This window comes from Rhodoglobus sp., from assembly GCF_053580035.1.
This window is the reverse complement of sequence record NZ_JBMDVL010000001.1, coordinates 986,170-1,008,223: the sequence shown is the minus strand read 5'-3', so window position 1 is coordinate 1,008,223 and position 22,054 is coordinate 986,170. Positions and strand designations below refer to the sequence as shown.

24 protein-coding genes and 1 tRNA gene are annotated in these 22,054 nt (G+C 59.1%); 11 read left to right on the top strand and 14 right to left on the bottom strand.

The features are described 5' to 3' along the window. The first annotated feature begins 105 nt into the window (after positions 1 to 105). On the top strand, positions 106 to 981 hold the full coding sequence (locus tag ACOH1Z_RS05000; protein ID WP_449647363.1) for a bifunctional methylenetetrahydrofolate dehydrogenase/methenyltetrahydrofolate cyclohydrolase: 876 nt from the start codon (positions 106 to 108) through the stop codon (positions 979 to 981). A 148-nt stretch (positions 982 to 1,129) separates the two neighbouring features. Here ACOH1Z_RS05000 and ACOH1Z_RS04995 read toward each other — a convergent pair whose 3' ends face one another. Continuing rightward, positions 1,130 to 2,146, bottom strand: a complete 1,017-nt coding sequence (locus tag ACOH1Z_RS04995; RefSeq protein WP_449647362.1) for a galactokinase — start codon at positions 2,144 to 2,146, stop codon at positions 1,130 to 1,132. 43 nt (positions 2,147 to 2,189) lie between these two features. Here ACOH1Z_RS04995 and ACOH1Z_RS04990 point away from each other — a divergent pair, with 43 nt between their 5' ends. The 3 genes from ACOH1Z_RS04990 to ACOH1Z_RS04980 are packed head-to-tail and all read left to right on the top strand — an operon-like array spanning position 2,190 to position 4,765. After that, complete coding sequence (locus ACOH1Z_RS04990; RefSeq protein WP_449647361.1) at positions 2,190 to 3,110, top strand: aldose 1-epimerase family protein; 921 nt, start codon at positions 2,190 to 2,192, stop codon at positions 3,108 to 3,110. Beyond that, on the top strand, positions 3,107 to 4,165 hold the full coding sequence (locus tag ACOH1Z_RS04985) for a VIT1/CCC1 transporter family protein (RefSeq protein WP_449647360.1): 1,059 nt from the start codon (positions 3,107 to 3,109) through the stop codon (positions 4,163 to 4,165). Before ACOH1Z_RS04990 ends, ACOH1Z_RS04985 begins: the two co-directional genes overlap by 4 nt. 33 nt (positions 4,166 to 4,198) lie before the next feature. Then, a complete protein-coding gene (locus tag ACOH1Z_RS04980) occupies positions 4,199 to 4,765 on the top strand; it encodes a cysteine hydrolase family protein (protein ID WP_449647359.1) in 567 nt (188 codons plus the stop codon). Between the two features lie 19 nt (positions 4,766 to 4,784). Here the strand turns inward: ACOH1Z_RS04980 and ACOH1Z_RS04975 are convergent, their stop codons facing one another. After that, positions 4,785 to 4,991 (bottom strand): PLDc N-terminal domain-containing protein, encoded by a 207-nt coding sequence (locus ACOH1Z_RS04975; protein WP_449647358.1) that lies wholly within the window; start codon positions 4,989 to 4,991, stop codon positions 4,785 to 4,787. Between the two features lie 198 nt (positions 4,992 to 5,189). Between ACOH1Z_RS04975 and ACOH1Z_RS04970 the strand changes: the two genes are divergently transcribed. Further along, the gene (locus ACOH1Z_RS04970; RefSeq protein ID WP_449647357.1) at positions 5,190 to 6,752 is read left to right on the top strand and encodes a stealth family protein; all 1,563 of its coding nucleotides are present in this window, start codon (positions 5,190 to 5,192) and stop codon (positions 6,750 to 6,752) included. 110 nt (positions 6,753 to 6,862) lie between these two features. On the opposite strand, the gene ACOH1Z_RS04965 is transcribed toward ACOH1Z_RS04970, so the two are convergent. Then, positions 6,863 to 7,792 carry a phosphodiesterase gene (locus ACOH1Z_RS04965; RefSeq protein ID WP_449647356.1) on the bottom strand — a complete coding sequence of 310 codons (930 nt, stop codon included), beginning with the start codon at positions 7,790 to 7,792 and terminating at the stop codon, positions 6,863 to 6,865. Positions 7,793 to 7,825: 33 nt separating this feature from the next. Between ACOH1Z_RS04965 and ACOH1Z_RS04960 the strand changes: the two genes are divergently transcribed. Together ACOH1Z_RS04960 and ACOH1Z_RS04955 are read left to right on the top strand one after the other, a co-directional pair. Then, positions 7,826 to 8,017 carry a hypothetical protein gene (locus ACOH1Z_RS04960; protein ID WP_449647355.1) on the top strand — a complete coding sequence of 64 codons (192 nt, stop codon included), beginning with the start codon at positions 7,826 to 7,828 and terminating at the stop codon, positions 8,015 to 8,017. 29 nt (positions 8,018 to 8,046) lie between these two features. Then, a complete protein-coding gene (locus ACOH1Z_RS04955) occupies positions 8,047 to 8,877 on the top strand; it encodes a nuclease-related domain-containing protein (protein WP_449647354.1) in 831 nt (276 codons plus the stop codon). A gap of 57 nt (positions 8,878 to 8,934) precedes the next feature. On the opposite strand, the gene ACOH1Z_RS04950 is transcribed toward ACOH1Z_RS04955, so the two are convergent. After that, positions 8,935 to 9,789: an NAD-dependent epimerase/dehydratase family protein gene (locus ACOH1Z_RS04950; protein WP_449647353.1), complete on the bottom strand. Its 855-nt coding sequence runs from the start codon at positions 9,787 to 9,789 to the stop codon at positions 8,935 to 8,937. Positions 9,790 to 9,926: 137 nt separating this feature from the next. On the opposite strand from ACOH1Z_RS04950, the gene ACOH1Z_RS04945 reads away from it, so the two are divergent. Beyond that, entirely contained in the window at positions 9,927 to 10,268 is a 342-nt protein-coding gene (locus ACOH1Z_RS04945; RefSeq protein WP_449647352.1) for a YciI family protein, read from the top strand. A 40-nt stretch (positions 10,269 to 10,308) separates the two neighbouring features. Here ACOH1Z_RS04945 and ACOH1Z_RS04940 read toward each other — a convergent pair whose 3' ends face one another. After that, complete coding sequence (locus ACOH1Z_RS04940; RefSeq protein ID WP_449647351.1) at positions 10,309 to 10,785, bottom strand: WapI family immunity protein; 477 nt, start codon at positions 10,783 to 10,785, stop codon at positions 10,309 to 10,311. Between the two features lie 78 nt (positions 10,786 to 10,863). Next, a tRNA-Lys gene (locus tag ACOH1Z_RS04935) sits at positions 10,864 to 10,936 on the bottom strand. Between the two features lie 25 nt (positions 10,937 to 10,961). Between ACOH1Z_RS04935 and ACOH1Z_RS04930 the strand changes: the two genes are divergently transcribed. Further along, positions 10,962 to 11,591 carry a DNA-directed RNA polymerase subunit beta gene (locus tag ACOH1Z_RS04930; protein ID WP_449647350.1) on the top strand — a complete coding sequence of 210 codons (630 nt, stop codon included), beginning with the start codon at positions 10,962 to 10,964 and terminating at the stop codon, positions 11,589 to 11,591. Between the two features lie 10 nt (positions 11,592 to 11,601). Here the strand turns inward: ACOH1Z_RS04930 and ACOH1Z_RS04925 are convergent, their stop codons facing one another. From ACOH1Z_RS04925 to ACOH1Z_RS04910, 4 genes are read right to left on the bottom strand one after another with little or no spacing between them, the layout of a single operon-like run. Continuing rightward, positions 11,602 to 12,408, bottom strand: a complete 807-nt coding sequence (locus ACOH1Z_RS04925) for an ABC transporter permease (RefSeq protein ID WP_449647349.1) — start codon at positions 12,406 to 12,408, stop codon at positions 11,602 to 11,604. Beyond that, positions 12,405 to 13,322, bottom strand: coding sequence for an ABC transporter permease (locus ACOH1Z_RS04920; RefSeq protein ID WP_449647348.1), 918 nt, complete (start codon positions 13,320 to 13,322; stop codon positions 12,405 to 12,407). Before ACOH1Z_RS04920 ends, ACOH1Z_RS04925 begins: the two co-directional genes overlap by 4 nt. A 2-nt stretch (positions 13,323 to 13,324) precedes the next feature. Then, a complete protein-coding gene (locus ACOH1Z_RS04915) occupies positions 13,325 to 14,506 on the bottom strand; it encodes an ABC transporter ATP-binding protein (protein ID WP_449648197.1) in 1,182 nt (393 codons plus the stop codon). Next, positions 14,506 to 15,717, bottom strand: a complete 1,212-nt coding sequence (locus ACOH1Z_RS04910; protein WP_449647347.1) for an ABC transporter substrate-binding protein — start codon at positions 15,715 to 15,717, stop codon at positions 14,506 to 14,508. Before ACOH1Z_RS04910 ends, ACOH1Z_RS04915 begins: the two co-directional genes overlap by 1 nt. Positions 15,718 to 16,320: 603 nt before the next feature. On the opposite strand from ACOH1Z_RS04910, the gene ACOH1Z_RS04905 reads away from it, so the two are divergent. Together ACOH1Z_RS04905 and ACOH1Z_RS04900 are read left to right on the top strand one after the other, a co-directional pair. Further along, the gene (locus ACOH1Z_RS04905; protein WP_449647346.1) at positions 16,321 to 16,929 is read left to right on the top strand and encodes a sigma-70 family RNA polymerase sigma factor; all 609 of its coding nucleotides are present in this window, start codon (positions 16,321 to 16,323) and stop codon (positions 16,927 to 16,929) included. After that, positions 16,926 to 17,798, top strand: a complete 873-nt coding sequence (locus ACOH1Z_RS04900) for an anti-sigma factor (protein WP_449647345.1) — start codon at positions 16,926 to 16,928, stop codon at positions 17,796 to 17,798. Before ACOH1Z_RS04905 ends, ACOH1Z_RS04900 begins: the two co-directional genes overlap by 4 nt. A 90-nt stretch (positions 17,799 to 17,888) precedes the next feature. Here the strand turns inward: ACOH1Z_RS04900 and pstB are convergent, their stop codons facing one another. From pstB to ACOH1Z_RS04880, 4 genes are all read right to left on the bottom strand, one after another. Beyond that, positions 17,889 to 18,668, bottom strand: a complete 780-nt coding sequence (pstB, locus tag ACOH1Z_RS04895; protein WP_449647344.1) for a phosphate ABC transporter ATP-binding protein PstB — start codon at positions 18,666 to 18,668, stop codon at positions 17,889 to 17,891. A 19-nt stretch (positions 18,669 to 18,687) separates the two neighbouring features. After that, complete coding sequence (pstA, locus tag ACOH1Z_RS04890) at positions 18,688 to 19,770, bottom strand: phosphate ABC transporter permease PstA (RefSeq protein WP_449647343.1); 1,083 nt, start codon at positions 19,768 to 19,770, stop codon at positions 18,688 to 18,690. Then, entirely contained in the window at positions 19,770 to 20,714 is a 945-nt protein-coding gene (gene pstC / locus ACOH1Z_RS04885) for a phosphate ABC transporter permease subunit PstC (protein ID WP_449647342.1), read from the bottom strand. Before pstC ends, pstA begins: the two co-directional genes overlap by 1 nt. Before the next feature lie 155 nt (positions 20,715 to 20,869). After that, complete coding sequence (locus tag ACOH1Z_RS04880) at positions 20,870 to 21,964, bottom strand: phosphate ABC transporter substrate-binding protein PstS (protein ID WP_449647341.1); 1,095 nt, start codon at positions 21,962 to 21,964, stop codon at positions 20,870 to 20,872. Positions 21,965 to 22,054: the final 90 nt, after the last annotated feature.

The window sequence follows — 22,054 nt, the reverse complement described above, 5'->3', positions numbered from 1 at the left end:
GCTCGTTGCCGAGTGAACCTGGCGACGAGCTCTTTAGCGTTTAATAGACAGAGCAGTGTGTAGAAGCGGCCACTCGAGCGTGTGGCCCAACGTGAATGGAAAATGATGACCGCAGTGAAACTTGATGGTGTTGCCACGGCAACCGCAGTGAAAAACGAACTGCGTGTTCGCGTCGACGCCCTCAAAGCCCGTGGCATCACCCCGGGCCTCGGCACCCTGCTCGTTGGTGACGACCCGGGATCCCGTTCCTACGTTGCCGGTAAGCACCGCGACTGCGCCGAAATTGGCATCGAATCTATTCGGGTCGATCTGCCAGCCACGGCATCCGCTGATGAAGTTCGGGATGCCATCATTGCCCTGAACGAAAACCCTGCCGTCACTGGTTACATTATTCAGTTGCCGCTGCCTGCCGGTCTCGATGAGAACGCGATGCTCGAACTCATGGACCCGGCCAAAGATGCGGATGGACTGCACCCGACAAACCTGGGTCGCCTCGTTCTAGGTGTCGGCACGAAACTCGACTCCCCGCTGCCATGCACCCCAGCCGGGATTGTCGAAATGTTGGAGCGGTACAACGTGCCCATCTCCGGCAAGCACGTCGTTGTTGTCGGTAGAGGTCTCACGGTCGGGCGGCCCCTTGGTCTCGTTCTCACCCGCAAGGGTCTGGATGCCACTGTCACCCTCACCCATTCCCGCACGACCCAACTCGAAACCCACGTTCGCCAAGGCGACATCGTGATCGCTGCTGTCGGCTCTGCTGGGCTTATCCGCCCCGAGTGGATCAAGCCAGGGGCGGCAGTGCTCGACGTCGGAATCACTCGCGTCATCAACGATGAAACAGGCAAGGGCCGACTCGTTGGAGATGTTGATCCCGGCGTGGCAGAGGTCGCAGGATTCCTCTCACCAATGCCAGGCGGGGTTGGTCCGATGACTCGCGCGATGCTCGTCAAGAACGTCGTCGACGCGGCTGAACGGCTGTAGCGGTGACCGCAGAACGGCCGCCGAGGCCACAGCGAGTGACCCCCCGCACTCCACGTAAGCGCCGTTTTCCTTGGGCTCAAGTGTGGGTCTGGGCCGGCACGATTGTCGCGATCGGCCTCGCGATCGCCGTTGTATTCAAGATCAACGGCTAACGATCGCGCAGGGCACCCTGCGACGGCGAGAACGCCTCCACGGTGGGTTGCCCCATTGCGTGCTCGGCGAAAGCTCCATCGAGAGCTACTCGCACCCGGGATGCCGTATCGGTGTCGACGAGGGCGACAGCAACTCCGCTGAACGGACGACCGAGCATCCGCGCGCCCAAAGCACCGGCGGTGAGAGCTGTTTCGACGGCGAGGTCAACTTCGGTGGTTGAGATGCCGTAGTCGTCGCGCAGGCTCGCGTGCGAGGCGTCGAGCAGAGCGCCAAGAAGCCGCGGTGTTTCATCGCGAATGGCGAGCGCTGCGTCACGAACCCGCTGATTCTCTGTGATGGTGTGCAAGGTTCGGCGTACCTCGTCATCCGCTGTCACCGTCTCGAGGGCGTCCGCCGTTGGGGCATCAGTGTCGATGACGAGTAGTTCGAGCCCGGCCGTCGTCCAGTCGAGGGGGAGGAGCTCTGGCCGAGTCTCGCGCTCTAACCGCACGAGGGCGTGGTCGTCGAGCGCAAACACGCACGCCGCAATTTCGGGGTGCTCTGGCAAGTGGGAGACGTCTTTGCTCAGGTTCCACAGGTCAGTCAGGGCCAGCGCGATCGCGGCCTCCAGCGCGGCCGAGGAACCCAATCCGGCGCCAATGGGCACCGTGGTGTCGATGAACACGTCCACGCCGCTCAATGAATCAGCGTCCGCGGATGCCGTCAGTGCCTCCTGCACGATACCCAGCGCGATACGACTCCAGCCCTGAACCTCGGTCGAGGCCAACTCGTCGAGCTCGATCGTGACGAGCTCATCAACGAGGGCGCTCGCGATGCGTACGGTACGGTCGGAGCGAAGCCCGGCGGCGAGCACGGTGCGGCGATTGATCGCGATGGCCAGTTCGGCATCCGTCTCTGGACTATCGGCGGTGCCGAGGAGGGTGAGGCGACCGGGGGCTGACCACACGCCAGTGGCGGGGTGGCCGAAGACGGCCTCGAAGTCGTAAAGTACGTCGTCGCGAATATCTGACATGGGTGCTTCTTTCGTGAGTGCATTGCGCCGGTAGGCTAGTGCGGTGATTGCGCCTACCGGAACCCAGTACATCATCACTCGCGCCACTGAGCAGGGAGAGGCGCGGGCGACCATCACCGAACTAGCGGCATCGTTGCGGGAGTTCAGCATCGGTGACGTTGAACTGGTGGAATCGTACGCCGAATCGGCGATGCCTCCCTTCGCTGATGGCATCGTGTTGGTTCCGTGGCCGAACCGCGTTGAAGATGGTCGCTGGATGCTCGACGGTGAGGTTCAGCAACTCGATATCACTGAGGGCGACCGCAACAACGCCATTCATGGTCTGCTCCGCAACACCGGTTACACGCTTGTCGAACGCACACCAGAGTCGGTCACTTTGGCCGCGACCGTATTCCCGCAGCACGGGTACCCGTTTCACGTCCGGACGACGGTGCGCTACGAACTGGTCGAGAAGGGCTTGCGCGTCACTCACACCGCCACAAACCTCTCAGATGCCGCAGCGCCGTATGCGCTCGGTGCTCATCCGTTCTTCAAGCTCGGTGAGACCCCGATCGCGCAGCTCACACTCACAATGAGCGCCGCCACTCGCTTCGAGTCGAATGAGCGCCTCATCCCCACCGCTGAAGTTGCTGTGGCGGGTACCGAATTTGACCTGAGCGGTGGACGCCTGATTGGCGAACTAGATCTGGATACTGCGTTCGCCGGTATCGAGGTTGTTGACGGTGTCGCAGCTCGTCTCACCGCACCGGATGGCCGCGAGCTTCGGGTCACTGTCGATGAGAAGTTCGATTTCGTGCAGCTCTTCACTCCTCGCAATTTTCCGACGCTTGCGGGTGTCGGCCAGGTTGTCGCGATTGAGCCGATGACGGCAGCGCCGAACGCGTTCAACACTGGCCGTGGGCTCCTCTGGCTTGAGCCGGGGGTCGAGTTCTCGGCTACCTGGGGAATCGAGTACTCCGCATGACGCGCACCCCCACCCCTCGCGAGGTTCGGCGCTGGCGACGCTATCTTGCGGCCGAACGTGCCGAAGCCGCCGTCTACCGTGATCTTGCATCCCGTCGCACCGGCGAAGAGCGCGAGATTCTGTTGGCACTTGCTGCGGCAGAAAAACGTCACGAAGATCACTGGCTAACCTTGCTTGGCGAGCATGCTGGTCGTCCACTGGCGACAGACCCGCGCACCCGACTGCTTGGCCTCTTGGCTCGGCGATTTGGTTCAGTCTTTGTGCTCGCGCTTGCGCAGCGGGCAGAATCCCGATCGCCGTATATGGATGATGCTGACGCAACAGACTCGATGGCCGCCGACGAAGCGGTGCACGAGGAAGTGGTGCGCGCTCTCGCGACGCGTGGCCGCCAACGTCTCTCGGGTACGTTCCGCGCCGCCGTGTTCGGAGCCAACGATGGGCTCGTCTCCAACCTCGCCCTCGTGCTCGGTATGAGTGCGGCAGGATTGCCCAACTCGATCGTGTTGCTTTCTGGTGTTGCCGGGCTCCTCGCCGGTGCGCTCTCAATGGCGGCAGGCGAATACGTCTCTGTTCGGTCGCAACTCGAACTCGAGAATGCTGCCACCCATGGACCCATTGCGACCGATTCGGTTTCTCACCTCGACGTCGACGAAAACGAGTTGGCCCTCGTTTACCGCGCTCGCGGAATGAGCGAGCAAGACGCTGACGTGCACGCTGCTGAAGTGTTAGCCGGCCCAGAAAAGCAGGCCGAGCGCGATACTTCTGCGCACAATCCCATCGGGTCGGCCGTCGGAGCATCCGCATCCAGCTTCATGTTCTTTGCCTCTGGTGCGGTCATCCCAGTGCTGCCGTACCTCTTTGGTGCTGAAGGGCTCACTGCTGTCTTCATCGCCAGCGGCCTCGTCGGTATCGCGCTTCTCATTACTGGCGCTATCGTCGGGCTGCTCTCGGGTGCTTCGCCGCTGAAGCGGGCGCTGCGCCAACTAGCGATTGGTTATGGTGCCGCTGCGGCAACCTATCTCCTAGGTTTACTATTTGGAGTAAGCGTCGGCTAGTTCGGTAGCGACGGTTACGGCGAGGAGGCCGCGATGGCTACAGCACTGATAGTGGTGGATGTTCAACGAGGCTTCGACGATTCCGACTATTGGGGCGATCGCAACAACCCCGACTGCGAATCAAATATTGGCATGCTGATTGGTCACTGGCGTCGCGAAGGCTGGCCCATTGTGTATGTTCGCCACGATTCCGCCGATCCTGAATCACCCCTGCATCCGAGCTCGCAGGGTAATGAGTTCAAGGATGTACTGTCGGGCACTCCCGACCTGATTGTGTCGAAATCAGTGAACTCTAGCTTTCATGGCAGCCCTGATCTCGACTCGTGGCTGCAAGCATCCGGAATCAACTCGATCGCAATCTGCGGCATCACCACAAACCACTGTTGCGAAACCACTGCGAGGGTCGGTGGCAATCTCGGTTATGAGGTGACGTTCGTGTTGGATGCCACCCATACTTTCGATCGCGTCGGACCGTATGGCGAAGAAGTCACCGCCGATGAACTCTCCCGCATAACCGGAGTGAACCTTCATGACGAGTTCGCTCACATCGTGCACACGAGAGAACTGTTGGGCGCAGCTCCCGAGGGATTCATTGTCTAGAGCGGCATTTCTGGTAGCGCTAGAGCAGTGCCGAGTTTCGCCCGATAGCGAACCAGATGAGTGATCCGATAAATGGTGCGACGAGAATGACGATCAACCAGAGCAGTTTGGTATTAGTCGGCATTGTCGAGTTGAAGACTTGCATGAGCGCAATGACAATCAGTGCGAGATACGCAACGACCGCGAGAATCGGAATGATTCCCCAGAGAAGGGAGAAGTCGGTCATGGTGCCTCCTTGGTGGGTAGCTCAACTCTACCGAGTATGACTCAATAAAACAGTGTGTGTTTCATGGAGGGATGCCGCTCTTGAGCTAGCACGCGGGGCGCAATCCGGCCGATTCTCAGTGGGTCAGGCTATTCTGAGAAAAGCTAACGGCACTTCGGTCGCTGGGCAGCTCACTCACGCTTTCACGAAGGGGCCCCCATGATTGATCATGTTTCTTCTCCCGCGGTTGTTGACCGCGATGATGTTGTTTTGCACGACGGGCTTTTGGCTCTGAGTAATGACACTTTGACACCGCGGGAAGCGGTGCGCCACGATCTCCTGTTTCTTCGCGGTGTGCTCGATGATGCGGGCATCAAGTTTTTGTTGGTGCGCGGTGACGGCGAAACACCTGTGTTGGCAGTCGATTGGAAAGACCGCAAAGCGCTCGGATTTGCTTTAGTTTCCGCGTGCCAAAATGAACCATTTTATGTGAAGCCGGCCCGCATTAAAGAGAATGGCAAGCCGGTGGCATCGGATGCCCGTGACAGTCCTGTTCTCGTGGCGGATGGCGTTCTGGTGTCTGCCATTAAGGCGAAAGCGATGATGCTGTTTCGTCCGAGGGTTGAGCCTGCGGGCCGTCTCCGTTTCGATGCGCCATTCGGTGTGCGCCTTGAACTGTGGGAATACGTTCGTGACGAAGTAGTAGCCCCTAACCCGAATGCGTTGATGCGTCGGTGGGTGCCGCGCAGCGAAGCGATTGACGACACTGTCGAATTTTACGGCCAGTCGTGGCCGACGCTGCGGGGAATGTTCGATCCGCTTGCCAGCGATATTCAATTTGATATCGACATTGTGTTCTCGTGGGTTGACGGCGCCGAGCTGGAGTGGCAAAAAGCTCGCGCTGCCCGTATGGCGAACTTTGTTGTTGGTGAGGGTGACGACTCCGAGGCACGCTTTAGGCAGTTGGATGAGCTGAAATACGCTCTGCGTTCGGTGCACTTGTTCGCACCGTGGATTCGCAATATCTATATTGCGACTGACTCGCCCCGTCCGGCATGGTTGGCCGAGCATCCGCGGGTCACGTTGATGCGCAGCGAAGACTTTTTCGCTAACCACGACGATCTGCCTACCCACAATTCGCATGCCGTGGAGAGTCAGCTACACAACATCCCGGGCCTCAGCGAGCACTTCTTGTATTCGAATGACGACATGTTCTTTGGTCGTTCGGTGAGCCCGTCGGCTTTCTTCACGCCCGGTGGGGTGTCGAAGTTTATTGAGGCGCGCACCCGTATTGGTCTGGGGGAGAGCAGTGTCGAGCGTTCCGGCTTTGAGAATGCGGCGCGGGTGAATCGTCGACTATTGCAGCAGAAGTTTGGCGCGACCATAACGCGCCATCTCGAGCATGCTGCAACGCCCCTGCGGGTTTCGGTTTTGAAGGAGTTGGAGCAGGAATTCCCTGAGGATTTCAAGCGCACCAGTGCGAGTGCTTTCCGCCAAGCCACTGACGTTTCAGTGACCAATTCGCTGTACCACTACTACGCGCTGTTGAGCGGCAAGGCGATGATTCAGGCGGATGCCAAGGTCAAGTATGTTGATACGACATCGCTTGAGGGTTTACGCAAGATGCGGTCGCTGCTGCGCAAACGGTCGAGTGACTTCTTCTGCCTGAATGATGGCAGCTTTCCGGAGGTGTCAGCGGAAGACCGTGCGGCTGCTGTGCGCACGTTCCTTGACGAGTATTACCCCATTGCGGCGCCCTGGGAGCTTCCCGAAGCGGAGTAGCGTTACCGCTGGCCCGCAATAGGTTTGCGCGTGCGCGTGCGCGTGCGCCTGCGCCTGCGCCTGCGCCTGCGCCTCGTGCAAGCGTGCGGCACGGCTGGGTGCGATGTCCGCTAGGCAGAGACGGCAGCAGCGATGGCGACCGGTTTGACGTGCTCGTTGACCGCCGGGCCAATGGTGATGTTCTCTTTCTCAAGAATCGCTGCAGTCTCTTCGGCTGTGACGTGTGAGAGGCTGCCGTAATCACCGAGCGGCACCACCGAGTGCATGACGGTGTCGTCATAGACGTGCACAAGGTTGAACGATTGGGCGCCATCGCGGCCGCGGGTTCCGCCCGTGGGCACATTGAGGTCTTGCGTGTAGCAGGTAGCTGACGCGACCGACACGGGAATGCCCGCAAACATGGCCGTGGTCGAGTAATGCAAGTGGCCAGCAATGATGCTGCGGATGTCGCTGCCGCGAATCACTGCGGCGAGTTCCTTTTGGGCACGAAGCTCAACGGTGACCGACAGATCCAGCACGGTGGGAACCGGCGGGTGGTGCATCGCGAGGATCGTTCCGTGGGGTGCCGGAGTGGCAAGCACATTGTGCAGCCACAGCAGTTGGGCATCCGTCACTTGACCGTAGTGGTGGCCGATGACGGTGGAGTCGAGAGAGATGATGCGCAGCCCGTTTACGTTGATGACGCTGTCGATCGGGTCAGTGGTGGCGACATCGTCAAGGAGGGCGGTACTGAAGGTCGCGCGATCATCGTGGTTGCCCATCACCCAAATGACTTGCGCGCCGAGACGCTCAGCGGCAGGCTCAACAATGTCGCGCAGGGCGCGGTAGGCGCCCGCTTCGCCCTTGTCGGCGAGGTCGCCAGTAAAGACGATTGCTTCGGGTCGAGAACCGGATGCTTCCAACTCAGCGAACAGCTGACGAAGCTTAGCTTCACTGTCGAGGATGTCGTAGAGTCGCCCATCGCCCGCCAAGAAGTGAGTGTCGCTGAGATGCAACACGAAATGGTCGGGTCGAGGGTATTGCGACACGTAGCCGGTCATAGGTCTAGTCCAACACTTGAACATGGATGCAAGGTGAACATCCTGCGGCAAGTTGCGGCCCGATACAAGGGTTTCGGCAGGTCGCACCGCGGTTTGTGGCCCGGTTTGGGGGTCTCCGTGCGTGCTGGGGTACACGGTCTCGCTGTGGGAACGGCGGATGCTTCGGCTCGCGTAGCCCTTGTTGGGGGAGGCGTCAGCCCTCGCAAGCGAGATACTCTCGACTAGTGCGCTTGGGGAGCGTGCCTTGGGGAAGAATGACTGAAGAAGTTCACACTGTGCCGCTCGTTTCACCGCTCGAGGAGGCAGATGATTTGATCGATCGCCCGGCGGCGTACTCGGTTATCGAAGAACTGTTTCGCGTTCAGGCCACGATGGAGCCGCGCAGCACGCTTCGGCGAGTTTTTGGCACCCGACCCGTTCACGAGGATGCCCAGAGCTGGTTCGCCGGGGCGCTCGGGGAGCTGAAAGTCGGCGAGCTTCTTTCGCGACTTGGGCCGGAGTGGACTGTGTTGCATGCGGTCCCGGTGGGTACGGGCGCGAGCGATATTGATCACGTGGTCATCGGCCCGGCCGGAGTTTTCACGATCAACACCAAACGCCATCGGGGTAAAAAGATCTGGGTAGGGGAGCGGATGCTTATGGTGGCCGGTCAGAAAACGGACCACCTTCGTAACTCCCGCCACGAGGCTAAACGGGCAGCGAAGCTATTGACGCGAGCCACCGGATTTCCTGTTGATGTGTATCCGGTGTTGGCGATTGTCGAACCGGCATCGTTCACATTTCGGCAGCGTCCTGCAGACGTGACCATCATGGATGCCCGCCGATTGCCGCGTTGGCTGAAGCGCCGCAGGACCGTGCTCGATCCGGACGCGCTTGCGCGAATTATCGATGCAGCGACGGAAATTCGAAGGTGGCACCCGACCGCAGACCTCTCGATCGATCCCACTTACCTCGATCGCTTCTTCGAGCTCGAGCGGAAAGACAACCAAGCCTACTTAGTCCGATTGGCGTGGTCACTCGGTATCGCTATCGCGGCAGGGGCCACCGCGATTTCATTCCTCACGTCGTTAACTGCTGGCTTCTGATTGCAGAGCAGCGTCCGCTTCTAGTGGTGCACGCCCGCGCGACTTGCGATCTCTGAGCTAGTCTCGCCAGCTATGCTGCGGCACCCAGCCGAGTAACCGCTCGGCCTTGGCGATCGACGTCAACGACGTGTTGACGCCGAGCTCGCCGCGGATCTCAACGTCAGGGAATACCTCGGCAACGAGCTCGGCGTTGGAACGCGTCATGACGGTGTCGCTCGCAAAGATATTGAAGACCTCGTAGCCGGGGCGGGAGGTTTCCAGCGCCAAACGGATGGCGTTGGCGCCGTCGCGGGCATCGATGTAGCCCCACAGGTTCCAGGACCGCTGCCGGGCATCCGCATCGAAGCTAGGGAACTTCTCGTAGTCGGCCGGGTTCATCACATTCGAAAAGCGCAGCGCTGTGATGCTCAGTGTGGGATCCCAGCGCACAAATTTTTGCGCCATCTGCTCTTCGAGGTGCTTGACCATCGAATAGGTCGACTCCGGACGAGTTTCGCACTCCTCATCGAGCGGGATATAGGGAGGGGGAGTCTCGAACGGCAAACCCAGTACTGTCTCACTCGACGCGTACGCAATTGTCTTGATGCCGAGGCGCTTGCACGCCTGAAATACGTTGAACGTTGCATTCATGTTGTTGTGGAAAGTGGCAGCGTCAGACCAGAGGCCGGGCGCGGGGATCGCACCGAGGTGAGCAACAGCATCCAGACCCTCGTGACGATCGTTGATGCCGGCGAGAGCATCCACTACCTGGCCGTAGTCGGTGAGGTCAACGTAGGTGAACTCGTTGCGGTCAGGGCCAGCCATATCGAGCACCGTCACTGTGTGGCCGGCAGCACGCAGACCGGCAACAGTGGCGCGGCCGAGCTTGCCGTTTCCGCCAGTGACAGCGATACGAAGGGGAGTGGATGACATGGTGGGCTCCTTTGCTTGGTGCGACTACACAACTTTCTCGGCAGCCACGAGCAACTCTAACTCGCGCTTTCGGTCGGATGCTGAGCGGCGTACGCTCGGCTCACAGCACACGCCAGACCATGCGAAGGAGCCGCGCAATGACGAAATTTCTGATCTCTTTTCCCAGCGAGGCAATGATCGTCTCCGATGACGACTTGCCCCAAGTGGCGGATGACGCGCGAGCGGTCGTTCAAGAGGCAAAGGACGCCGGCGTCTACGTTTTCGGCGGTGGTATCAATGAGGATGTCGCAGCGGTCAGCGTGACTGGTGGCGGCGAAGTGCGCGCTGAGCTCTATCCGCAGTCGAAGAACCTCAAGGGAGGGTTCACCGTGCTCGAACTGGCAAGCCGCGACGACGCCGTCGCGTGGGCGGCAAAAATTGCGACCGCCTGCCGGTGCGCTCAAGAGCTACGGGAATTTCAGTACGATCCGATGTCGTGAACGAGGTTGTTTCAATCTCGGGTGTATCTCGCTGCAACAGCTACGAACGCGACGGAAACTCCGCGAGTTCCGACGCCCACGCTGCAACCGCGCGCTTAAGCTCACTCGGCGAGAGTGTGAGGTCCATAAAGAATTCCATGTCGCTCGTCACGCTCGGAGGTTGTGACTCAAGCCAGAGGAACACGCGCAGCACGACGGCAGAGGGGGCGAAGCTCACGAGGCCGAATCCGAGGTTTGGTTCGACGTGAGAAATGGTGGGCTCTAGCGCGCTTGCGCCGACTAGCTCGATCGGCGCAACAAGCCCGTTAGCGGCACGCGTAAACCACGTGCCCAGGTTGCGTGCCTCATCCACGAGCAAGCAGGGCTCGAGAAAGTTCCACTCCTCGGAACCCCAACGCGCGCGCCCGTCGATCAGCAGCCAGTTGGCGTCGTAAGGATCAACACGTACGTCCTCGAACTGGTACGCCATCGGCTCGATGCTGAGATAGTTCGTTCCGTCGGCGTCCCACAATTCCATGCTCAGGAGCCTAATCGCGGCATGCTCTCGAGGACGGAGAACAATCGCAACACGCTGCCTCGAAGGCGAAGAAAAATGTGGGCCCGCCGGGACTCGAACCCGGGACCCGCGGATTAAAAGTCCGATGCTCTACCAACTGAGCTACAGGCCCTACATGTTAAGCGTACCGTGAGGTTATGGCAGAAAATTTCCATAAGCCCACGCAGTACTCGACAGATAAGTTTGACACATTTGAGGGCGGACAAGATCCCGCCCAAATAATGCGCGCAGCCCACGATACAGCCCACGCGCTGGTTGATGGTGCACGCGACACGGATGATCCTGCCGTGCTCGACCGAATTATCGCCTACACCGACGAACATGGCATCGATGCGCTCGCCGAGTTGTGGTCTCGCTCAAGCCCCGGCAGTCTCCCTGGCGCTCTTTGGCGTATCTACCTCTTGCGGGCCGTCATCCAGCAGGATGCTGTGGGAACGAGCCTTCTCTTTCAGCGCGGCATTGACACGCTCCCCACCATTGATGCTGCTGTAACTGGCGCAGTGAATCCCACAGGGCCGAAAGAGATTAAAGACTTAGCCGACCAAATCTTGCGCGGAGTCTTTCGCGGAGATTTTGGTGTTGCTCTCGATCGGGCTGCATCCTTCAGCCGCATTTTGGCATCCGGGGCCGGCAGCATCGCAGATGACCAAGAATTACTGAACCCTGAACGCGCAAGCGAGCTCACGACTCGGGCCCACCGCTACTCGCTCACAGCGGAGGAGTTCGCGACCTGCGCCAAACTGTTTCGGGCAGCAACCCTCGACTAGCTTGCGAGACCTAGTTCATCTTGGCGAGACGTTTGGCGCGGGCAGCGCCAGACACCTGCACGGTCACCACAATGACCAGCGCCAGAATGAACACGGCTGAAGCAACGACATTTGCCTCAGCGGGAATGCCTCGAGCCGCTGAAACCCAGATGTACTTCGGGAACGTGGTCACATTGCCTGAGTTGAAGTTCGTGATGATGAAGTCATCGAATGACAACGCGAACGACAGCAAGGCTGCAGCAAGGATTCCGGGAAGTAACAACGGGAACGTGATGCGCATAAATACTTGAAGCGCTGACCCGTAAAGGTCTCGACCGGCCTCTTCAAGAGCCGGATCCAAGGTTGCGACGCGGGCCTTCACGGCAACCACCACAAAGCTGATGCTGAACATCGTGTGGGCGAGGATGATCGTCGTCATGTCCTTGGGAACACCGATCGACAGAAACTGCGCCGCGAGTCCCGCGCCCAGTACGACCTCTGGCGTAGCCATCGGCAGAAAGAGGAATAAGCTCAACTGCGAGCGGAACTTGAACCGGTAACGCACCATCGCGATGGCGATCATCGTGCCGAGCGTGGTTGCCACCACCGTCGACACCACCGCGATGAAGATGCTGTTGCCGAAGGCCTCACAAACAGCACCATTCTGCACATTGCAGACGTTGAGCCATTTGTCGAAGGTGAAACCACGCCACGTGATGTTCGATTTCAGTGAATCGTTGAAGCTATAGACGAAGGTGTAGCCGATCGGAATCATCAAAATCAGCAGCGCAAGCGCTGTGTAAACGGGGAGTACCCATTTGCCGATGGAGAGTTTCACAGAAGCTCCTCCGTTCCGGATTTCTTCACATAGATGCTGACGATTACCAGAATTGCTGTCATCAGAATGATGGAGAGAGCTGCTCCCGCGGGGTAGTTCTGCAGCACCAGAAAGTTCGCCTCGATCACATTGCCGATCATCTGGGTGCCGGTGCCACCAAGAAACTCTCGACTCGCGTTAATGTAGTCACCCGCGGCCGGGATGAACGTCAGCAAGGTTCCCGCCACGATGCCTGGCATGGAGAGCGGAATAGTTACCTTGCGAAATACGTGGAATGGGCTGGCGTAAAGATCACTACCAGCTTCGAGGTAGCGCACATCGAGCCTCTCCAGCGTCGTGTACAGCGGCAGTGTCATGAACGGGATGAAATTATAGGTGAGGCCGAAAATTACCGAGAATGCGGTTCCGGTGACGTGGGCGTCTGGCGCAAGCAGCGACATGGCTTTGAGGGACGTTACGAGGAATGACTCGTCGGAGAAAAGCTGCTTCCAAGCTAGGGTACGCAGCAGAAAGCTGATAAAAAATGGCGCGATAATCAACACCAGAGCGAGGCTCTGCAACAGAGGCCAGCGCCTAGCTTTAACTCCAATAAAGTACGCCAGCGGGTAGCTGATAATCAGAGCGAAGAACGTGGCGGTTATTGCATAGCCGAACGAACGAATAATGTGCGGCCAGTAAGTGGTGACGACGTCAACGTAGTTCTCCCAGCGGAATGCGTAACTAAATTCACCGAAGTCGCCGAACTCTGCCGGCGCTTTTAACGACGTCAGCAGAAGCGATAACAGTGGCGTCAGAAAGAAGAGAACAAGATAGAGGATGCCGGGGAGCAGGAGTAGCAGCGCTATCGGGCTCTTCTTGCGAGAAGTATCAGCTGCGGCGGGAGCAGTCGATGAAGAGAACGCCGCGAAAGCCATCGCTATGCGCCTTCTAGTCGGTGCTGCGCAGCGATCGTGCGAGTGTCGAGATCGGGGGCGAATCGCGGCGCATCCGCCGGTTCGTCATCGAGACCGAAACCGTGGCCGATGGCCCAACTGACCCACACCTTGTCGTCTTCCCGAACATCCGAACCGAATGTTGTGTTCTGCGCGAAAACGATGAGGTTGCCCGCGCCCGGAATATCGACCAAGTATTGCGTGCTCACACCGCTGAACGAGACATCAATCACTCGACCGGGGCCCATCACATTAACATCGGCGTTGTGGGCGGGTTCTCTGCTGTGCAGCGTCAACTTCTCGGGGCGAACACCGATCGTGATCTCGCCCGTGGTGCGATGCGCGCGGTCGATGGGCACGATGACCGTCTGCCCAGCTACGTCGACCGAGAGACTGGTGCTGGTTGTGCCGACGACAGGGCCAGTGAGCAGGTTCGACTGGCCAAGAAAGTTTGCGACAAACGAAGTTCTCGGCAGTTCATAGAGCTCCTGCGGGGCGCCCATTTGCTCAATACGACCCTTGTTCATCACCGCGATAGTGTCGGCCATCGTCATAGCCTCCTCCTGATCGTGAGTGACATGCAGGAAGGTGAGGCCGACATCCTCTTGAATAGTTTTGAGTTCGAGTTGCATCTGGCGACGCAGTTTGAGGTCGAGAGCACCCAGCGGTTCATCAAGAAGAAGCAACGCCGGACGGTTGACGATAGCGCGAGCCAGCGCAACCCGCTGCTGCTGCCCACCCGAAAGTTGCTGGGGTCGGCGACTCGCTAGATGATCAAGTTCCACGAGACGTAGTACCTCGTGCGCCTTGTCCAGCGGGTCAGTCATCTTGCGGCGACGCAGCCCGAAAGCGACGTTCTCCAACACGGTCATATGCGGGAACAGGGCATAGCTTTGAAACACGGTGTTGACCGGGCGTTGGAACGACTTCTGGTTGGTCACATCTTTGCCACCGATAAGGATTCGACCAGCGCTCGGGGCCTCAAGACCGGCCACGAGCCGCAAAGTTGTCGTCTTGCCGCAACCGGATGGGCCGAGCAGGGCAAAGAATGACCCGGCGGGGATAGTCAGATTGAGGTCGTCGATTGCGGTAAAGCCAGGGAAGCGTTTGTGAATCCCCACCAATTCAAGGTCTGCACCGCTCTCGGCGAAAGTATCTATCCCCATCACGCTGCGCCGAGGAGCACGCTCTGGAATGCGGTGTTGTACTTCTGTTCTTCTGAGTTATCGAGCCCGCGGAACACAAAAGCCTTCGAAAGCGTTTCCTCATCCGGGAAAATGAGATTGTTGTTAGCAAGTTCAGGATCAATGGCTGCTGCTGCTTCTTTAGCACCGACTACAGGAGTGATGTAGTTCACGTACGCTGCGACTTCCGCTGCGACTGCGGGGTCGTAGTAGTAGTTGATCATCTCTTCGACGTTTGACTTCGCGCCACTACCGATCGGCACCATGAAATTGTCGTTCCACAGGGTTCCGCCAGCATCAGGAACGATGAAGTCCCACTTGTCACCGTTTTCGGCATTCAGCTGAACAATGTCACCCGACCACACGATCGCGGCGAGCGTGTCCTCGTTGACGAGATCCTCTTTGTAGGCGTTGCCCTTAATATTGCGAATCTGACCGTCAGACACCTGCTTTGTAAACTCATCGATTGCGGCGTTGAACTCCTCATCGCCCCACTTTCCAGAGATATCAACACCCTGATCGAGCATGATCAGGCCCATCGTGTCGCGCATCTCGGATAACACACCGACGCGACCCTTAAGCTCAGGTTTCCAGAGGTCCTGAACGGATTTGATCCCGTTGGGCAGTTGTTCCTTGTTCCACGCGATGCCGGCGAAACCGCCCTGCCAAGGCACGCTGTGTTCGCGGCCGGGATCGAAGTCGACGTCCTGCAGTGACGGTATGAGGTTGGCCACATTCGGCATATTCGCGCGGTCGAGCTTCTGGGTGTAGCCAAAGCGGATTAACCGAGCGACCATCCAGTCGGTAAGACAGACAGCATCTGCCCCAATGTCTTTGCCGAGTGAGAGTTGGTCTTTCACCTTGGCGTAGTAGGTGTTGTTGTCGTCGACCGCTTCGGTGTATTCGACATTGATGCCGGTCTGGGCTTCAAAGGCTTCGATCGTGGGATAGCCGCCAGCGTCATCGACGTCTACATACAGCGCCCAGTTGTCCCAGCGAATCTTCTTGTTAGTGGCACTCGTGTCGGGAGCTGCGGTGAGTTCCTCAGATCCGGTCGAACAGGCCGCGAGGGCGAGACCGGTCGCGCCGACAGCGGCGCCAGAAAGCAAAGTGCGTCGATTCATAGTGGAATTCTGCGCACGGCGAACCAGCTCACGAATCATAGGGTCGGCGGGTAGCGGCTTGGGCTTCATCAGAGGTTCTCCTAGCATTCTCGACACTCACGCGGTCGGTCCCGCTACGCTGCGGGGATGACTGATAGTTGCACAAATGGCCCGTAAAATCACTAAAAAATGCTGAAAACGTTGGTATTGCAATCTATTTGTCACGGAATCCGCACAAGCCGGAAACAAGCATGCGGCTACCTCAGCGCTAAGACCTCGTTCCGGGCGGCGGTGAGACGCGCCGCACGGCTTGGCGGATAGCGTGATTATCGCCAAAATCTGTCGCGGGCTGAGAGCGCACACAGGAAGCACTTTGCTAAACTTTATCTGCCGGGCCACAGTAACCCCGGGCTCCAATATTAGCCGCTTAGAGCGGCCTCGCGTCGTGAGGCGTTTTCTGTGGCTCGGCTTTTTCGCGCCCCGAGACAGTTCTTCGCCGCCACTAGGCACTCCGGCTGCCTAATTGCGGCCAGCGCTCATCCAGTTTCTGCACCGACCAATCCACTTGGCAGACGGCGCCGAATCACTCACCAGTGAAAGCAATCAACGAAAACCATCGTTGATTGCGCATCCACTGCCTGAAATTTCGCGCTGAACCTATCAAACTGCGATGAAGGAGCAGAGGAACCTGTCATGCTGGTAGTTATGTCTCGTGAAGCTGATGTCAGCGCGTTTCCTGAAGACCCGGGAGCTTCTGTCTCGACCCCGCAAGACTTGCTCGAGCGTGTTGCCACTGGTGACCAAGCCGCATTTAGTGAGCTCTACGACCAGCTGGCCCCCCGAGTCTTTGGACTCGTCAAGAGGCTCCTGCGCGACCACTCGCAGTCTGAAGAAGTGACGCAAGAAATTTTCTTGGAGATTTGGCAAACCGCAACCCGATTCGATTCGAATAAGGGCGCAGCGGTGAGCTGGATTCTCACGATGGCTCACCGCCGAACTGTTGACCGTGTGCGTGCGTCGCAGTCGTCCCGCGACCGTGACGTTCGCATCGGCATCCGTGATCACAACCCGGACTACGATCACGTCTCAGAAACCATAGAAGTCCGACTCGAACACGAAAGGGTAGAGAAGGCCATGTCCCGACTGACTGAACTCCAGCGCCAAGCTGTTTCCCTTGCGTATTACGGCGGCTATAGCCACAGTGAGGTGGCGACCATGCTTAGGGTTCCTGTCGGCACAGTCAAAACCCGACTACGTGATGGAATGATCCGCTTGCGCGACGAAATGGGGGTGGCATCATGAACGACCGCAACGACGATCTCGCGGCCCAGTCTGGCGCCTACGCCCTCAACGCGCTGAGCCCAGAAGAGCGCGAAGCCTTCGAGAAGCACCTCGCTGCTTCCGACGAAACCCGCACCGAAACTACAGAACTCTCGGACACCGCAGTGGCTCTCGGCATGGCTATCGACCCTGTTACGCCGCCTCCTGCCCTCAAGTCGAGTCTCATGGCAATGATTGCCCAGACGTCGCAGCTGCCTCGTGAGATCGACACGGTGGATGCCGCAGCGGATACTTCTGCGCCGGTCACGCCGCTAGCATCCGTTGCCACCGTCGCGGCGCCAGCCACTACTGACGCTGACGTGATGGGCACCACGCCTGCGGCAACTCGCGCTGAGACGAAAGCTCAGGCACGGTGGTTCACACGGCCAGCAACGGCTCTAGCGGCCGTTGCTGCCGCGGTCGCGCTCATCGTTGCCGGGGGTGTTGTTGCGGACTCCATCAATCGCGGAACCCTCCAAGAAACGAGCTTTGCGGCCCAACAGGCTGACCAGCTTGCCGCTATCAATGCGGCGAGTGATTCGCAACGTCTGGTTTCTACGGTCACCGGTGGGGCTACTGCCACTTTTGTGTGGTCGACAGAGCTGGCGTCGTCGGCAGTCATCGTAGATGGCCTAGAGACGCTCCCTGCTGACCAGGTTTATGAACTCTGGTACATCGACAGTGTTGGTGCCCGTCCGGCAGGCCTCATGGATGCTGCCGAAAGCGGGACAACGTGGCGTGTTCTTGACGGCGAGATGGCTCCCGGCGATGTCGTCGGTGTGACGATCGAGCCCAAGGGCGGATCGGATGCCCCGACTACCCAGCCCATCGTCGTCTTCGAGAGCGCGTAGCAACCACCACCTTTTGCGTCAACGCGAAAAGCCCCCGGCCATCAGGCGCGGGGGCTTTTCTGCGAAGCGAACTTGCGGTCAGGCGGCTCGTTAGCCGAACTTGCCCGAAACGTAATCTTCAGTCGACTGGATGCTGGGGTTCGAGAAGATTGTGGTGGTGTCGTCGTATTCGATGAGCTTGCCCGGGTGGCCGGTTCCCGCAATGTTGAAGAAAGCTGTGCGGTCGGAGACGCGTGATGCCTGCTGCATGTTGTGCGTCACGATCACGATCGTGTAATCCTGTTTGAGTTCTTCGATGAGGTCCTCAATGGCCAGGGTGGAGATGGGGTCGAGGGCCGAGCACGGCTCATCCATCAGAACAACATCGGGCTTCACTGCGATAGCGCGAGCGATGCAGAGTCGCTGCTGCTGTCCACCCGAGAGTGACGAACCGGGCTTGTCTAGTCGCTCTTTGACTTCCTGCCACAGGTTCGCGCCGATCAGTGATTGTTCGGCGAGGTCATCAGCGTCGCTCTTGCTGATGCGGGTGTTGTTGAGCTTGACACCGGCAAGCACGTTGTCGCGAATCGACATCGTGGGGAAGGGGTTGGGGCGCTGGAATACCATGCCAACTTGACGGCGCACGCTTACCGGGTCGACGCCAGGGGCATAGAGGTTGTTGCCATCGATCAGCACTTCACCGTCAACGTAGGCGCCAGGAATAACCTCGTGCATTCGGTTTAGGGTGCGCAGAAAGGTGGACTTGCCGCAACCGGATGGGCCGATCAGGGCGGTCACGGTGCGGGGCTCGATCGTGAGCGAGACCCCTTCCACAGCGCGAAACTTGCTGTAGTAGACGTCGAGATCATTGACTTCGATGCGCTTAGACACGAATTAGGGTTTCCTTCGGTTATCGACCGGTCTTGGGGGCGAAGATCTTGGCGATGATGCGTGCCAGGAGGTTGAGTGCCATCACGATCAGGATGAGGGTGAGCGCTCCGGCCCACGCCCGATCGATGTAGGCCTGGGCGTCTGTACCCTGCGAAATGTAGGAACTGTAGACGAATACGGGCAGGCTCTGCATGCGGTCGCTGAATAGTGAGTAGTTGAAGTTGTTGGTGAAGCCCGCAGCAATCAGAAGCGGTGCGGTTTCGCCGATCACGCGGGCGATGGAGAGCATCACACCGGTCGTAATTCCCGCAATGGATGTCGGCAGCACAACTTTCATGACCGTCAGCCACTTAGGGACACCGAGTGCAAAAGCGGCTTCGCGCAGTTCGTTGGGAACAAGTCGCAGCATTTCTTCGCTCGAGCGCACGACGACTGGGATCATCAGCACAGAGAGGGCAACGGCTCCGGCTATTCCGACGCGAACGCCAGGGCCGAAGAACAACACGATGAGCGAGTAGGCGAAGAGGCCGGCAACGATCGAGGGGATGCCAGTCATGACATCCACGAAGAATGTAATGGCTTGCGCGAGGCGGCCACGACCGTACTCGACGAGGTAGATGGAGGCCATCAGGCCGATCGGCACGGAGATGATTGTTGCGGCGAGGGTCATCTGTAGGGTGCCGATGATGGCGTGGAGTGCACCGCCACCTTCACCAACAACGTTACGCAGCGAGAGCGTGAAGAAGTCGATGTCGAACCGCGCCGAACCGTTCACGACAACGGTGAAGATCAGCGAAATCAGCGGCAACAGTGCGATGACGAAGGCGAGCGTCACGAGGGTGGTTACAAGCCGGTCGGTCGCGCGACGGTGGCCTTCTACGAGTCGTGAGACGGTGGTGAGCACAATCGCGTAGAGCAGCACACCGAAGAGCAGGGCACCAACGATGTTGAATTCGCTCGCAGGTTGTCCTGCCTGCACAAACATGAAGATGATGACGAAGGTGGCGAGGCTGCTGATGAGCATCACTATGGGCGCCCAGCGGGGTAGCTGACCTGCAGAGTAGGCGTTCTCGATGGGGCGCGCTGGCGTTGTTGTGGTCATCAGTTCGCTCCCGAGAATTCCTTGCGGCGGTTGACGATGTAGCGCGCGATTGTGTTGACGATCAAGGTGATAGCGAAGAGGATGAGGCCGGTTGCGATGAGCACGTTGACGTTGAGTCCGTAGGCCTCAGGGAAGCTCAGCGCGATGTTGGCGGCAATCGTTGAGGGGTTGATGGAGCTGATCACATCGAACGTGATCACGTTCGATGCCGAGAGCACCATGGCGACAGCCATTGTTTCGCCGAGTGCGCGGCCGAGACCGAGCATGGCACCAGAGACGATGCCGGCGCGGCCGAAGGGGAGTACTGCTACTTTGATCATTTCCCAGCGCGTGGCACCGAGGGCGAGCGCCGCTTCTTCATGCAGCACTGGAGTTTGCAGGAAGACTTCGCGGCAGATTGCGGTGATGATCGGCAACACCATGACGGCGAGCACGATTGATGCGGTGAGGAGGGTGCGGCCCGTTCCTGAGGCGGGCCCAGCGAAGAGGGGGATCCAGCTGAAGTTTTCGGCGAGCCACGCGTAAAACGGCTGAACTCCGACGGCAAGAACGTTGGCACCCCACAGGCCGAAAACCACTGAGGGTACTGCGGCAAGCAAGTCGATGATGTAGCCGAGGGTTGCCGCGAGCGGGCGGGGCGCATAGTGCGAGATGAACAGCGCGATGCCGATTGCGATGGGAACAGCCATGATCAGCGCAAGGGCAGCAGACCACAGGGTTCCGAAGACTAAGGGGCCAACGTAGGCCCAGAAGTTGGTGCCCTCAAGCAGGGTGGTTTCTTCGGGGTCAGCGACAATACCCGGGATTCCCTGAATTACGAGGAAGGCAGCGACGGCTGCGAGGATCGCGAGGATGAGCGCGCCAGCGGTGAGTGAGGTGCCCGAGAAGAGGCGATCTCCTGGGCGCTGCTTCGCGCGGATACGAGAGGCCGCGGTCGAGGTCATGTGTCGAGTATCCCTTATCCCTGGCTTGGTGTGCTGCGTTGTGACTGGTTGGTGCTGGATCATGCTGGATTCTGGGCGGCATAACTACACCGCCCAGAGGAAAGTCTGCCCGACCCCGCTGCCAGTAGCAACGGGGTCGAAGCAGACTCAGAGTGTTACTTGATTGCGTCTACCGCAGCCTGTGCTTTTTCAAACAAGCTGGCGGAGATTGGGGCCGAGCCAGCAGCGTCTGCTGCGGTGCTCTGTCCCTCGTCGCTGATGATGTAGGACAGGTAGCCCTTGACTAGGTCGACGCTGTCGCTCGAGGTGTATTCGTTGCACGCGATCAGGTAGCTAATGAGGACTACCGGGTAGACACCAGAGGCGTCGGATGCGCGGTCGAGGTTTACAGCGAGGTCAGTGTCTCCACGACCTTCTGCGAACGGCGAGGCGTCAACGATTGCTGCTGCCGCTTCTGGCGAGTACGGAACGTACTCGTCGCCAACCTTGACGGCAACGGTTCCCAGGTCTCCGGCGCGCGATGCGTCGGCGTAGCCGATGGTTCCGGTTCCGTTGGTTACTGCGTCAACGAGCCCTGAGGTCTGTGGTGCACCCTCGCCACCGAACTCGGTAGGCCAGGTCTCGATCGAACCGACGGTCCAGACCGAGGGAGCAGCAGCCGATAGGTAGTCGGTGAAGTTCGCGGTCGTTCCCGAGTCGTCTGCACGGTGCACGGCAGTGATGCCGAGGTCGGGCAGCTCTACGCCGTCGTTCTGCGAAACGATTGCTGCATCGTTCCAGTTGGTGATCGAGCCGTTGAAGATGCCGGCGATCGTGTCAGCGTCGAGGTTGAGCGAGTCAACACCGTCGAGGTTGAAGATGATCGCAATGGGCGAGATGTAGGCCGGGATCTCAAGGATGCCGGTGCCGGGGACGCAGGATGCGAAGTTGTCTTCGGAGATTTCCTCGTCCTTGAATGCACGGTCGGATCCAGCGAACTGGCTTCCGCCACCGATGAACGTGTCGCGTCCACCGCCGGAACCGATGGGATCGTACTCAACAGTGACGTTTTGGTTTGCCGTCTGGAAGCCAGCAACCCAGGCCTCTTGGGCTGACTGCTGCGACGATGCGCCGGCGCCAACGAGGGTGCCGGTGAGGTCTGATGCGGTTCCTTCATCGGTGCCGCTGTCTGTTGCAGCTGCACATGAGGAGAGGAGGATGGTTCCTGCGATAGCAATGGCACCGATGGTGCCAAGACGCTTGAAGTTCACAGTTTTCCCTTCGGGATGTTGATTACAGGTTTCAGGTCGGTGCGACCCAAATAGAAAACCTAAGCAGCGCAAGTGACCACCATTACCTTG